Annotated in this window: 13 protein-coding genes; 11 read left to right on the forward strand and 2 right to left on the reverse strand. The window is 49.9% G+C overall.

All coding sequences use genetic code 11. The features are described 5' to 3' along the window. Entirely contained in the window at nt 1-963 is a 963-nt protein-coding gene (gene flgL, locus LVQ76_RS10650) for a flagellar hook-associated protein FlgL (RefSeq protein WP_232903867.1), read from the forward strand. A gap of 234 nt (nt 964-1,197) precedes the next feature. Here the strand turns inward: flgL and rne are convergent, their stop codons facing one another. Then, nucleotides 1,198-4,446 (reverse strand): ribonuclease E, encoded by a 3,249-nt coding sequence (gene rne, locus LVQ76_RS10655; RefSeq protein WP_232921597.1) that lies wholly within the window; start codon nt 4,444-4,446, stop codon nt 1,198-1,200. A 573-nt stretch (nt 4,447-5,019) separates the two neighbouring features. On the opposite strand from rne, the gene rluC reads away from it, so the two are divergent. Then, nucleotides 5,020-5,976 carry a 23S rRNA pseudouridine(955/2504/2580) synthase RluC gene (gene rluC, locus LVQ76_RS10660; protein WP_232865582.1) on the forward strand — a complete coding sequence of 319 codons (957 nt, stop codon included), beginning with the start codon at nt 5,020-5,022 and terminating at the stop codon, nt 5,974-5,976. 38 nt (nt 5,977-6,014) lie between these two features. On the opposite strand, the gene LVQ76_RS10665 is transcribed toward rluC, so the two are convergent. Further along, a complete protein-coding gene (locus LVQ76_RS10665) occupies nt 6,015-6,599 on the reverse strand; it encodes a Maf family protein (RefSeq protein ID WP_232865538.1) in 585 nt (194 codons plus the stop codon). A 140-nt stretch (nt 6,600-6,739) separates the two neighbouring features. On the opposite strand from LVQ76_RS10665, the gene yceD reads away from it, so the two are divergent. The 9 genes from yceD (at nt 6,740) to pabC (ending at nt 13,784) form a co-directional block, all read left to right on the forward strand. Next, a complete protein-coding gene (yceD, locus tag LVQ76_RS10670) occupies nt 6,740-7,261 on the forward strand; it encodes a 23S rRNA accumulation protein YceD (RefSeq protein WP_034456169.1) in 522 nt (173 codons plus the stop codon). 16 nt (nt 7,262-7,277) lie between these two features. Then, nucleotides 7,278-7,448, forward strand: a complete 171-nt coding sequence (gene rpmF, locus LVQ76_RS10675; protein ID WP_034456167.1) for a 50S ribosomal protein L32 — start codon at nt 7,278-7,280, stop codon at nt 7,446-7,448. An 11-nt stretch (nt 7,449-7,459) separates the two neighbouring features. Beyond that, a complete protein-coding gene (gene plsX / locus LVQ76_RS10680; protein ID WP_232865537.1) occupies nt 7,460-8,494 on the forward strand; it encodes a phosphate acyltransferase PlsX in 1,035 nt (344 codons plus the stop codon). Nucleotides 8,495-8,499: 5 nt separating this feature from the next. Next, a complete protein-coding gene (locus LVQ76_RS10685) occupies nt 8,500-9,453 on the forward strand; it encodes a beta-ketoacyl-ACP synthase III (RefSeq protein WP_232865536.1) in 954 nt (317 codons plus the stop codon). A gap of 17 nt (nt 9,454-9,470) precedes the next feature. Continuing rightward, complete coding sequence (gene fabD / locus LVQ76_RS10690; protein WP_232921598.1) at nt 9,471-10,400, forward strand: ACP S-malonyltransferase; 930 nt, start codon at nt 9,471-9,473, stop codon at nt 10,398-10,400. Nucleotides 10,401-10,413: 13 nt separating this feature from the next. Then, nucleotides 10,414-11,148, forward strand: coding sequence for a 3-oxoacyl-ACP reductase FabG (gene fabG, locus LVQ76_RS10695; RefSeq protein WP_034456162.1), 735 nt, complete (start codon nt 10,414-10,416; stop codon nt 11,146-11,148). Between the two features lie 155 nt (nt 11,149-11,303). Next, nucleotides 11,304-11,540 carry an acyl carrier protein gene (gene acpP, locus LVQ76_RS10700; protein WP_034456161.1) on the forward strand — a complete coding sequence of 79 codons (237 nt, stop codon included), beginning with the start codon at nt 11,304-11,306 and terminating at the stop codon, nt 11,538-11,540. Nucleotides 11,541-11,627: 87 nt separating this feature from the next. Beyond that, nucleotides 11,628-12,869 carry a beta-ketoacyl-ACP synthase II gene (gene fabF, locus LVQ76_RS10705; RefSeq protein ID WP_232921599.1) on the forward strand — a complete coding sequence of 414 codons (1,242 nt, stop codon included), beginning with the start codon at nt 11,628-11,630 and terminating at the stop codon, nt 12,867-12,869. A gap of 114 nt (nt 12,870-12,983) precedes the next feature. Further along, entirely contained in the window at nt 12,984-13,784 is an 801-nt protein-coding gene (gene pabC / locus LVQ76_RS10710; RefSeq protein ID WP_232865581.1) for an aminodeoxychorismate lyase, read from the forward strand. The last annotated feature ends 1 nt before the right edge of the window (nt 13,785 follow it).

Genomic DNA, 13,785 nt, shown 5'->3' on the forward strand with positions numbered 1-13,785 from the left:
ATGCGTATCAGTACCGCAATGATGTACCAACAGAACATGCGCGGCATAACTAACTCGCAAAGTGAGTGGTTGCGTTATGGCGAGCAGATGTCGACCGGTAAGCGAGTTACTAAACCTTCTGACGATCCGATTGCTGCATCGCAGGCCGTAGTGCTGTCTCAGGCTCAGGCACAAAACAGCCAGTATGCGTTGGCGCGTACCTTTGCAACTCAAAAAATTTCGCTGGAAGAAAACGTGTTAGGGCAGGTGACAACAGCTATCCAGTCAGCACAAGAAAGAATCGTTAACGCCGGTAACGGTACGTTAAGCGATGACGACCGTGCATCACTGGCGACCGATCTGGAAGGTATTCGCAATCAGATATTGAACCTTGCCAACAGTACGGACGGCAACGGGCGCTATATTTTTGCGGGTTATAAAACGGATTCGGCACCGTTTAGCGGTGGGGCCAACAGCATCACTTATACCGGTGGTAGTACATCGGTAACTCAGTCTGTAGACGCATCTCGCACCATGACCGTAGGGCATCTGGGCTCAGAGATTTTCGAGTCACTGACCAGTAATGCGGTGCCTGAACCGGGTACTGGTACGTCTGAGAAGAGTCTTTTCAATATGCTTGACTCAGCTATTGCGACGCTGAGAACTCCAACAGAAGGTCTGGATGACACTCAGAAAGCTGACTTGGGCGCGGCTATTGATAAAACCAACCGTGGGTTGAGAAACTCCCTCAATAACGTGCTGACTGTACGTGCTGAACTCGGTACGCAGCTGAACGAGCTGGATAAGCTTGATGAGCTAGGTAGTGACCGCGCATTAGGCCAGGCTCAGCAAATGAGTGATTTGGTTGATGTGGACTGGAACTCGGCTATTTCTTCTTATGTGATGCAGCAGGCAGCTCTTCAGGCCTCTTATAAAGCTTTCAGCGATATGCAAGGGATGTCCTTGTTCCAGCTAAACAAATAAGCTTTAACATTTTGGGTGTGCCATGAAACTGGGCACGCTTTATATGCCCGCTTCTGCACCCCAGAGTGGGCTTTTTTTTTGCCTAAAAATAGAGGGTAAGGGGGGGCGCTGGCAATTTCCCTATGAATAGACAAATTGCTTTTGTAGGTAGGATCCGGGTTGCTACATGACAGCACACGCAGAAATAAAAAAGCCGACCAGAGTCCTGGTCGGCTTTTTAGCAACGCTTAGCGATTAGTCAGTGCTTTGCGGGCGTGTTGCTGGTGCTGCTGCCTGATGAGTTGCACTGCTACCACCGGCAGAACCGCGACCACTAAAGTCATAAGTTGGGCGTACCCAATCACTTTGACGTGGTGATTCTGGCGCATATTCCGGTGCTGGAGCACGAGTCATCGGTGCCGTCGCATGCTTAACGGCGTGAGCAACTACGGCTACTTCTGCAGGGGCTGCTTTCACTTCTGGCACAGTTTCAGCGGCAGTTTCTGCAACAGCTGCTTCTTGAGTAACAGAAGTTTGCACTTCAACCACTTCGACTGGTTTTGTTTCTTCAACCGGAGCCACTGGCACAGTTTCTGCAACAATAACCGGCGCTTCCTGAGCCACTTCAGCGGCCTGCTGCGGATGAGTTTCTACAATTACTTCATCTTGTGCAGGTGCAACTTCGTCAATCACTTGTTCAGCGACAACGTCATCTTCAGAAGCAATCAGGTGTGGTTGCTCGCTAACTGGCGTTGCAATCACTTCCGGATGTGTCGTTTCAACATGTGCAGTCTCAACAACTGGTTGTGAAACAATCACTTCTGGAACTTCTTGCTCGTGAGAGACGAAGACCGGGGTACGGTCAACGTTGTCGTACTGCGACTCTTCTTGCGAACGGGCAACCGGATAGCTAATCCAGGCTTTACCAGAGGCCAGTTCAGGAGAAGCACATGCTACGGTCAACGGCATTGGCGACTGTGCTGGGTAACGCTCATCACGATAGCGACGACGACGCTGACCACTAACACGTAAATGACGTGGAGAGCGGCGAGAACGGCGCGGCATACCGTTAGAGTCGTTACGTGAATCGTTGTTGTCTTCTTGCTCAACAACTGGCTTCTCGATAACGGCTGGTAACGGAATAGTTGCCAGTTCAGTGTGGGTAGCTGGTGCTGCAACTGTTTCAGCGATTTCAGGCGTTGCCACAATTTCAACAGCAGAATCTTGAGCTGATTCGAAGCGAACTTTCTGGCTCAGCTGACGCTGTTTACGACGAGGCATAACCTGGACGCGTTCTTCCTGCTCAGTCTCGACTTCAACTTCTACAGTTTCATCACGTTGTAGAACTTTAACTTCTTGCTGCGCCTGACGCTTGTCATCGCTACGACGACGGTTGCGTTCACGACGTGGTTGCTGCTCGTCGCGTGCTTTTGGCTTCTCAATTTCTTCAGCAACTGCTGGGCGGTTTTCACGCACTTCAGTATTTTGCTGCTGACCCTGACGGCGATTACGGCGGTTATCGTCGCGGTCGCGGTTTTCACGCGGCTCGCGGTTGTCACGATTTTCGCTGCGATTTTCTCCACGGCCTTCGCCACGATTATCACGATCGCGGTTATTACGATCGCCACGGTCGTTACGATCACGACGGTTATTCTGGCGACGGTTATTACGGCGATCCTGATTTTGACGTTGACCTTCAGTCTCAGCAGGTTTTGCTTCCTGAACTTCTTTGCTTTCAGTAGTTGGTTCACCTGCGAACAGGTTTTTCAACGCACCGAAGAAGCGGCTAAGCAAGCCAGGCTGCTCTGTTGTTGCTACTTTCGCAGCTACTGGTTTAGTCACTGGAGTTTGCACCGCAGTTGCCGCGGGAGCTGACTCAGGCGGAGCTGGCGGCACTTCAGGCATCACGAAGGTTGCCAGTGCAGGTTGCTCAGGGCGTTTACGCTCTGCGTACTCTTCTTCAGACGGCACAGCCATCTCTTCTTCATACCGCTTCGGCAGCATGTAGCTCAAAGTTTTGCTTTCTTCGCCTTTACGTACGCGCAATACGGAATAGTGTGGAGTTTCCATCTGATCGTTAGGAACGATGATAGCTTTCACACCACCCTGACGGGTTTCAATCGCGCTCACCGCATCACGTTTTTCGTTCAGCAGGTAGGAAGCAATTGGCACCGGAACAATCGCGTGAACTTCCTGGGTGTTCTCTTTCAGCGCTTCTTCTTCAATCAGACGCAGAATGGAGAGAGCCATGGATTCGTTGTCACGCACCGTACCTGTTCCGCTACAGCGCGGGCAGACGTGGTGGCTGGACTCGCCCAGAGAAGGGGAGAGACGCTGACGTGACATTTCCAGCAAGCCAAAGCGTGAAATATGGCTAATCTGGATACGAGCACGGTCCTGGCGTACCGCTTCACGCAGACGGTTTTCTACCGCGCGCTGGTGGCGCACAGGCGTCATGTCGATGAAGTCGATAACAATCAGGCCACCGAGGTCACGCAAGCGCAGTTGGCGCGCGATTTCATCAGCAGCTTCAAGGTTGGTATTGAACGCCGTTTCTTCGATATCGCCGCCGCGAGTTGCGCGCGCGGAGTTGATGTCGATGGCGGTTAATGCTTCGGTGGAGTCGATAACAATCGAGCCGCCGGAAGGCAGGCGAACTTCACGCTGGAAAGCAGATTCAATCTGCGATTCAATTTGATAGTGGCTAAACAGCGGGATTTCACCGGTGTAGAGCTTAATTTTGCTGCTGAAATCAGGACGACCCAACGCGCCGATATGCTGGCGAGCCAGTTCGAGCACTTTCGGGTTATCGATAAGAATTTCACCGATATCCTGACGCAGATAATCACGGAAAGCACGGACGATAACGTTACTTTCCTGATGGATAAGGAATGGAGCCGGGCGATTTTCTGCCGCTTTTTGAATGGCTTCCCAATGCTTCAGACGGAAACTTAAGTCCCATTGCAGTGCTTCGGCGGATTTGCCCACGCCAGCTGTACGTACAATCAGACCCATGCCATCTGGCAGTTCAAGAGAAGACAGTGCTTCTTTCAGTTCGGTACGATCGTCACCTTCAATGCGGCGGGAAATACCACCAGCACGTGGGTTGTTAGGCATCAGTACCAAATAACTACCTGCCAGGCTAATAAAGGTGGTTAAGGCTGCGCCTTTATTACCACGTTCTTCTTTATCAATCTGGACGATCACTTCCTGGCCTTCGCGCAGAACATCTTTGATGTTTGGACGACCATGTGATGAATAATTAGACGGGAAATATTCGCGGGCAATTTCTTTTAAAGGAAGGAAACCATGACGTTCCGCGCCGTAATCTACAAATGCCGCTTCCAGACTTGGTTCAATACGGGTGATTTTACCTTTATAGATGTTGGCTTTTTTCTGTTCGTGTCCAGGACTTTCAATATCCAGATCGTACAGGCGCTGCCCATCTACAAGGGCGACACGCAACTCTTCTTGCTGAGTCGCGTTTATTAGCATTCTTTTCATCGTAACTTACTCATTATTCTTACATTGGTGACAGAGCTACGGGCATGGTGACGCTGACCGGGAGTGAACCGATGGCCTCGTGACTAAACGCATTAAGTCGCCAACCTCACGGTTGTCGCTTGCTGAGAGGCGCAAAGTGTCGGTAGCCTGTATTTCATACGGAAATACAGCGCAATTATCGTGGGAATAACCTTAGAAAATTTCTTAAGAGTTGATTCCATTTTACCGGTCAGGCTGCAACCCGCAGCCCGCTAACTGCCTGAAAGTACAATACGTCTTACGCCATTGCTGCGTGGATGAACATTCAGGCAAAACTGGTAATTCCGCAAAATTCCTTGTTCTAACAAGTATCAACACGGAAAACCGCAACATTATTCCATTGCTAACCTTATTATAGCAAGATGACTTTTGCCTTTGATGCCTCGTTTCTTACAGTTTTTTAACTCACTTTTTCGCTGTGCGTCGCAGAAATTTGAAAAAGGAGAGTCAGGCGACTTAAAACCAAGCAATTTCTCAGTTAAGCACATAAAAATGAGTGGCGCTATGCGCGCACGCTATTTAGAATCGCCGACCATGAAAACTCAGACACCTTCAGTACAAATCGTTGCCATTTCGTCCGACGAAGCCGGGCAGCGTATCGATAACTTTTTGCTCTCGCGCTTAAAAGGCGTACCGAAAAGTATGATTTATCGCATTTTGCGTAAAGGCGAGGTGCGCGTGAATAAAAAACGCATCAAGCCTGAATATAAAATTCAGGATGGTGACGAAATCCGTATTCCACCAGTTCGCGTTGCTGAACGTGAAGAAGAGGCGGTTTCCCCGCATCTGCAAAAAGTGGCGGCATTGACCGATGCGATTCTCTATGAAGACGACCACATTCTGGTACTAAATAAGCCATCGGGCACAGCAGTTCACGGCGGCTCCGGTTTAAGCTTTGGTGTGATTGAGGGTTTGCGTGCGTTACGCCCTGAAGCGCGTTTCCTCGAATTGGTTCACCGTCTGGACCGTGATACTTCCGGGATTTTGCTGGTTGCGAAGAAACGTTCTGCATTACGTTCGTTACACGAGCAACTGCGTGAAAAAGGAATGCAGAAGGATTACCTGGCGTTAGTTCGGGGCCAATGGCAATCGCATGTGAAAGCTGTGCAGGCTCCGTTGATTAAGAATATTTTGCAAAGCGGTGAGCGCATTGTGCGCGTAAATAGCGAAGGGAAACCTTCAGAGACGCGTTTTAAAGTGGAAGAACGTTACGAGTTTGCCACACTTGTGCGTTGTAGCCCGATTACCGGGCGAACTCACCAGATTCGTGTGCACACGCTTCACGCAGGTCACCCGATTGCGTTTGACGATCGTTATGGCGATCGTGAATTTGATAAGCAACTCGCAGGAACGGGTCTGAATCGCTTGTTCTTGCACGCTGCGGCCTTGCGCTTCACTCATCCTAACACCGGTGAAATTATGCGAGTTGAAGCGCCGCTGGATGAGAAACTAAAGCGTTGTCTTACTGTATTGCGTAACAACGCGCGCTAGTTGTTGCTGCCAGGGTGGAGCTATCCACCCTTGGCCACTTATATCAGCAGCGGATTGACACCTTCGTTGCGCAGCATTTCACCCAAGCTAATAAGCGGCAGGCCCACCAGGGTATTGGGATCTTTTCCTGAAAGCCGCTCAAACAATGTAATGCCCAAGCCTTCACTCTTAAAACTTCCGGCACATTGCAACGGCTGTTCTTTACGCACGTAATTGCGGATTTCTTGCTCACTCAGATGACGAAAATGCACATCAAAGGGTTCGCAAATCACCTGTAAATTCCCTGCGGAGGAATTATAAAGTGCAAGGCCGGTATAAAAAGTAACAATACTGTTGCGCGCAATCAGCAATTGTTCGACTGCTTTTTCTTCTGTGTGCGGCTTGCCGACGATGTTCCCTTCTAAAACGCAGACCTGATCTGAGCCGATAATCAAATGATTTGGGTACTCCGGGCTCAACGCCTGTGCTTTGGCTTGCGCCAGTCGCATGACGAGATGACGAGCATCCTCACCGGGAATTGGCGTTTCATCGACCTGTGGGGCCGCGGTGATAAAGGGCATGCCGAGCTTTTCAAGCAGCTCTCGACGGTATGGCGAAGTTGAGGCCAGAACAATTTGCGTCATATTTTTTTCATTAATGATAGCGATCCGAGAAAAGGCATTTTAAACTATGCCACCGCAATGTGTGCGAATAAGTAGAAAAGGCACTGTTTACAGGCTTTTTCTTTGACTCTATGACGTTACAAAGTTAATATGCGCGCCCTATGCAAAAAGTAAAATTACCCCTGACTCTCGATCCGGTTCGTACGGCTCAAAAACGCCTTGATTACACGGGTGTTTACACCCCTATTCAGGTGGAGCGTGTCGCCGAGTTTGTAGTCAGTGTAGACAGTGATGTGGAATGCGATATGTCATTTGCCATCGATAACCAACGCCTCGCAGTTCTTACTGGTGATGCGAAAGTTTCGGTAACATTGGCGTGTCAGCGTTGCGGAAAGCCATTTGCCCATCAGGTTTACACACAGTATTGTTTTAGCCCGATCGTCAAAGACGAGCAGGCTGAAGCACTCCCGGAAGGATATGAACCAGTTCAGGTCAACGAATTTGGTGAAATCGATCTTCTGGCGTTGGTTGAAGATGAAATTATCCTCTCCTTGCCAGTTGTTCCGGTGCATGATTCTGAACACTGTGAAGTGTCCGAGGCGGACATGGTATTTGGCAAACTGCCTTCCGAGGCGGAGAAACCAAACCCATTTGCCGTATTAGCCAGTTTAAAGCATAAGTAATTAAGGAGTAAGGTCCATGGCCGTACAACAGAATAAACCAACCCGTTCTAAACGTGGCATGCGTCGTTCCCATGACGCGCTGACCACAGCAGCAGTGTCCGTGGACAAAGTTTCTGGCGAAACTCATCTGCGTCACCACATCACCGCCGACGGTTTCTACCGCGGTCGCAAGGTTATCGCTAAGTAATTGGCGATACCTTGAGACGTCTAACCCTTGCGTTAGATGCCATGGGTGGGGACTTCGGTCCTTCCGTGACAGTGCCTGCAGCATTGCAGGCACTGGACTCTAACTCTCAGCTAAACCTTCTATTAGTCGGCGACCCCGACGCCATCACGCCATTACTTGCCAAAGCTGATTTTGAAAAACGCTCTCGTGCGCAGATAGTTCCTGCAGAGTCGGTTATTGCCAGTGATGCAAGACCATCGTATGCGATCCGAAATAGTCGCGGATCCTCGATGCGAGTGGCGCTTGAGTTAGTAAAAGAAGGGCGAGCAGAAGCTTGCGTCAGTGCAGGGAATACCGGTGCTCTGATGGGCCTGGCCAAACTATTGCTCAAACCGATTGAAGGGATTGAGCGCCCGGCGTTGATGACAGTATTGCCGCATCAGCAAAAAGGTAAAACAGTCGTGCTTGATCTTGGCGCGAATGTGGATTGTGACAGTAATATGCTGGTGCAATTTGCGATAATGGGTTCAGTGATGGCTGAGGAACTCCTCGGCATCAACTCTCCACGTGTCGCATTGCTGAACATCGGCGAAGAAGAGACGAAAGGTCTTGATAGCATTCGCGATGCTTCAGCTTTATTAAAAACAATGCCTTCTATCAACTATATTGGTTATCTTGAAGCGAACGAGTTGTTGACGGGAAAAACCGACGTGCTGGTCTGCGATGGTTTTGTCGGTAACGTCACCCTCAAGACGATGGAAGGGGTTGCAAGGATGTTCCTCTCGCTTTTGAAATCACAGGGCGAAGGGAAAAAAAGGTCGTGGTGGCTAATTATATTGAAGCATTGGTTACAAAAAAGCCTGACAAGGCGATTCAGTCACCTCAACCCCGACCAGTATAATGGCGCCTGTCTGTTAGGATTGCGCGGCACAGTGATTAAGAGTCACGGAGCGGCCAATCAGCGAGCGTTTGTTGTCGCGATAGAACAGGCAGTGCAGGCGGTGGTGCGGCAAGTCCCTACACGGATTGCTGCCCGCCTGGAATCTGTATTACCCAAGAGTGACTGACGTACATGTATACGAAGATTATTGGTACTGGTAGCTATCTGCCAGAACACGTGCGTACCAACGCCGACCTGGAAAAAATGGTGGATACTTCTGACGAGTGGATTGTCACCCGCACAGGTATTCGTGAACGTCGAATTGCTGGGCCAGATGAAACCGTTGCAACAATGGCTTTTGCTGCGGCTACGCGTGCGCTTGAAATGGCAGAAATCGATAAGTCTGAAATTGGGCTGATTATCGTTGCCACAACTTCTTCAACTCACGCTTTCCCAAGTGCTGCCTGCCAGGTACAGGCAATGTTAGGGATTAAAGGCTGCCCTGCATTTGATGTTGCAGCCGCTTGCGCAGGTTTTACCTACGCATTAAGCGTGGCAGACCAATATGTGAAATCCGGCGCAGTAAAAAAAGCGCTGGTTATTGGTTCTGATGTGCTGGCCCGTACTTGCGATCCTACCGATCGCGGCACAATTATTATTTTTGGTGATGGTGCAGGGGCGGTTGTACTGAGTGCTTCTGAAGAGCCTGGTATCATTTCAACCCACCTGCATGCTGACGGTAGCTATGGTGAACTGCTGACGCTACCGAATGTCGATCGCGTGAATCCTGAAAATTCGATTCACCTGTCGATGGCTGGTAATGAAGTCTTTAAAGTCGCAGTTACAGAGCTTGCGCACATTGTTGATGAAACCCTTGAGGCGAATAATCTGGATCGTTCCGATCTGGATTGGTTAGTTCCGCATCAGGCTAACCTGCGCATTATCAGCGCGACGGCCAAAAAACTCGGCATGTCACTCGATAATGTGGTCGTTACCCTGGATCGTCACGGTAATACCTCTGCAGCTTCTGTTCCGGCAGCGCTGGATGAAGCGGTACGCGACGGGCGGATTAAACGTGGCCAACTGGTATTGCTCGAAGCCTTCGGCGGCGGCTTTACCTGGGGTTCAGCACTGGTTCGTTTTTGATTATTAGGGATTTAACCATGACTCAATTTGCTTTTGTTTTTCCAGGGCAAGGTTCGCAAGCAGTTGGTATGCTGGCAGAAATCGCAGCAGCGAATCCTGTTGTTGAAGCAACCTTCCGTGAAGCTTCAGATGTGCTGGGCTATGATTTGTGGGCGCTGACTCAACAAGGTCCGGCTGAAGAACTGAACAAAACCTGGCAAACTCAGCCAGCATTGCTGGCAGCCTCTGTCGCATTATGGCGTGTCTGGGAGCAGCTGGGTGGCAAAACCCCTGCATTGATGGCAGGACACAGTCTGGGTGAGTACTCAGCTCTGGTTTGTGCTGGCGTCATTGATTTTGCAGATGCGGTGCGTCTGGTTGAATTACGCGGCAAATTGATGCAAGAAGCGGTCCCTGCGGGCACAGGCGCAATGTATGCCATCATCGGTCTTGATGATGCGTCTATTGCAAAAGCCTGTGAAGAAGCAGCTCAGGGCGAAGTGGTTTCTCCGGTGAACTTTAACTCACCAGGTCAGGTTGTGATTGCGGGTAACAAAGACGCTGTAGAGCGTGCCGGTGCAGCTTGTAAAGCCGCTGGTGCAAAACGTGCTCTGCCACTGCCTGTCAGTGTGCCATCTCACTGTGCATTGATGAAACCTGCGGCAGATAAACTTGCCGTTGCGCTGGAAGATATTACTTTCAATGCTCCAGTTGTTCCGGTTGTGAACAACGTTGACGTGAAATGTGAAACCTCTGCGGAAGCTATTCGTAGTGCTCTGGTACGCCAGCTCTACAGCCCGGTACAGTGGACTAAATCAGTAGAATTTATGGCAGCGCAGGGTGTGACCCAGTTGCTGGAAGTAGGGCCAGGTAAGGTATTGACTGGCCTAACAAAACGTATTGTTGACACACTGACTGCATCGGCCATTAACGAGCCGGTAGCGATGTCAGCAGCGCTCGAGCAATAAGACGAGGAAAACCATGAGTTTTGAAGGAAAAATTGCGCTGGTAACCGGTGCAAGCCGCGGTATTGGCCGCGCAATCGCGGAAACCTTAGTGGCCCGTGGTGCGAAAGTTATCGGTACTGCTACCAGCGAAAGCGGTGCGCAGGCGATCAGTGACTATCTGGGCGATAACGGCAAAGGTTATATGCTTAATGTCACCGATCCAGCTTCTATCGAAGCTGTTTTAGGAAATATTCGCGCAGAATTTGGCGAAGTCGACATTCTGGTTAATAATGCCGGTATCACTCGTGATAACCTGTTAATGCGCATGAAAGATGACGAATGGAACGATATCATCGAAACCAATCTGTCATCAGTTTTCCGTCTGTCAAAAGCGGTAATGCGCGCTATGATGAAAAAGCGTCATGGTCGTATTATCACTATTGGTTCTGTGGTTGGTACCATGGGAAATGCTGGTCAGGCTAACTACGCTGCGGCGAAAGCGGGTCTGATCGGTTTCAGTAAATCTCTGGCACGTGAAGTTGCGTCACGAGGTATTACTGTAAACGTTGTTGCTCCGGGCTTTATTGAAACGGACATGACACGTGCGCTTTCTGATGAACAGCGTGCGGGTATACTGGCGGAAGTTCCAGCGGGTCGTTTAGGCGACGCAAAAGAAATCGCCAGTGCTGTTGCATTTTTAGCCTCTGACGAGGCGGGTTACATCTCTGGTGAGACCCTGCACGTCAATGGCGGAATGTACATGGTTTAACCGCAAGATAAAACTATTTGCGTTATTTGGGCGAATGCCCGCAAAATAGCGTAAAATCGTGGTATGACCTGCCGGGATTTAGTTGCATCTTTTTCAACATTTTATACACTACGAAAACCATCGCGAAAGCGAGTTTTGATAGGAAATTTAAGAGTATGAGCACTATCGAAGAACGCGTTAAGAAAATTATCGGCGAACAACTGGGCGTTAAGCAGGAAGAAGTTATCAACTCCGCTTCCTTCGTAGAGGACCTGGGCGCTGATTCTCTTGACACCGTTGAGCTGGTAATGGCTCTGGAAGAAGAGTTTGATACTGAGATTCCGGACGAAGAAGCTGAGAAAATCACCACCGTTCAGGCTGCCATTGATTACATCAACGGTCACCAAGCGTAAGTGAACATCTCCAGGCGGTCATTCGACCGCCTGAGTTTTATCTAAGTGTCCCACTAGTATTATTTTTTCCCTCCCTGGAGGACAAACGTGTCTAAGCGTCGTGTAGTTGTGACCGGACTGGGCATGTTGTCTCCTGTCGGCAATACCGTAGAGTCTACCTGGAAAGCTCTCCTTGCCGGTCAGAGTGGCATCAGCCTAATCGACCATTTCGATACTACCGCCTATGCAACGAAATTTGCTGGCTTAGTAAAGGATTTTAACTGTGACGACATCATTTCGCGCAAAGAACAGCGCAAAATGGATGCCTTCATTCAATATGGAATTGTTGCTGGCCACCAGGCCATGCTGGATTCTGGTCTGGAAGTAACGGAAGAGAATGCAATCCGTATCGGCGCCGCAATTGGTTCTGGTATTGGTGGTCTGGGTCTTATCGAAGAGAACCACTCCTCGTTGGTCAACGGTGGTCCACGTAAGATCAGCCCATTCTTTGTGCCGTCTACTATTGTGAATATGGTGGCAGGTCACCTGACCATTATGTTCGGCCTGCGTGGTCCAAGTATTTCCATTGCTACAGCGTGTACTTCTGGTGTGCATAACATCGGTCAGGCAGCGCGTATGATCGCTTATGGCGATGCAGACGCTATGCTGGCAGGTGGTGCAGAAAAAGCCAGTACTCCGTTGGGCGTGGGCGGCTTTGGTGCTGCGCGTGCACTTTCTACCCGTAATGAAAACCCACAAGCGGCGAGCCGTCCGTGGGACAAAGACCGTGATGGCTTTGTACTGGGTGATGGTGCGGGCATGATGGTACTCGAAGAGTACGAACATGCTAAAAAACGTGGCGCGAAAATCTACGCAGAAGTCGTTGGTTTTGGTATGAGCAGCGATGCTTATCACATGACTTCTCCGCCAGAAAACGGCGCGGGTGCGGCACTGGCCATGGAAAATGCTCTGCGTGATGCAGGTCTGACTCCGGGCATGGTGGGCTATGTGAATGCGCATGGCACCTCAACACCTGCAGGCGATAAAGCTGAAACGCAAGCGGTTAAGACTATTTTTGGTGATGATGCCTACCGTGTTCTGGTGAGCTCAACCAAGTCTATGACCGGTCACCTGTTAGGTGCTGCTGGAGCGGTAGAGTCAATCTTCTCTGTTCTTGCACTTCGCGACCAGGCTATTCCGCCAACCATTAACCTCGATAATCCTGATGAAGGGTGCGATTTGGACTTTGTCCCACATGAAGCGCGCCAGGTAACAGGAATGGAATACACTCTGTGTAACTCCTTCGGGTTTGGTGGTACAAACGGCTCGTTGATCTTTAAAAAGGTCTAACCTGCTAATAATAAAGGGCTCGCTTGCGGGCCCTTTATACATCTAAAGTTCCCCCCTCTTGCTGCAAATCCTCCACACTGGCACTCTTAATTCACGGAACATTGAGGAGCGATGATGTATTTAATCAATGGTGAGTTAACGGCAAATCTACCGGCGAACGATCGCGCAGTGCAGTTTGGCGATGGCTGTTTCACAACGGCACGGGTCAAAGACGGTAGCGTTCGGTTTTTAGCGCAGCACCTTGGGCGTTTAAAACAAGCCTGTGAAAAACTTCTTATCCCGTTTGTCGAATGGTCAGTGCTGGAAAGTGAAATGCAGCAGCTTGCATTGTCACAATCACAAGCCGTACTAAAAGTGATGATCACTCGTGGAAGCGGTGGGCGCGGTTACAGTGCAGCAAATTGCCAACATCCGACACGGTTACTCAGCGTTTCAGCTTACCCTTCGTTTTATCCACAATGGCGTGAGCAGGGGATTACCCTGGCATTAAGCCCCATTCGATTGGGCATCAATCCGCATCTTGCCGGAATTAAACACCTGAACCGGCTCGAGCAAGTGCTGATTCGTACGCATCTTGAACAGACGCAAGCCCAGGAAGCCCTGGTTCTTGACAGTGATGGGTGGCTTACGGAATGCTGTGCCGCTAATTTATTCTGGCGTAAAGGATCTCAGGTCTTTACCCCTTATATGGATAAATCTGGTGTAAACGGCACGATGCGCCAGCATATTATTGCCTGTCTTGCAGACTCACCCTGGCAAGTAACGCAAGTGCGGGAGCGTCCTGAAAGTCTGGCTCAAGCCGACGAGTTACTCATTTGCAATGCATTGATGCCGGTTGTCCCTGTGAACCAGGCTGAATTATGGCGATTTGAATCTCGCGAGCTTTATCAATTTTTAGCACCACTTTGTGAGTAAC

The organism is Buttiauxella cochleicola, assembly GCF_021283185.1.
GTDB classification, from domain to species: domain Bacteria; phylum Pseudomonadota; class Gammaproteobacteria; order Enterobacterales; family Enterobacteriaceae; genus Buttiauxella; species Buttiauxella massiliensis.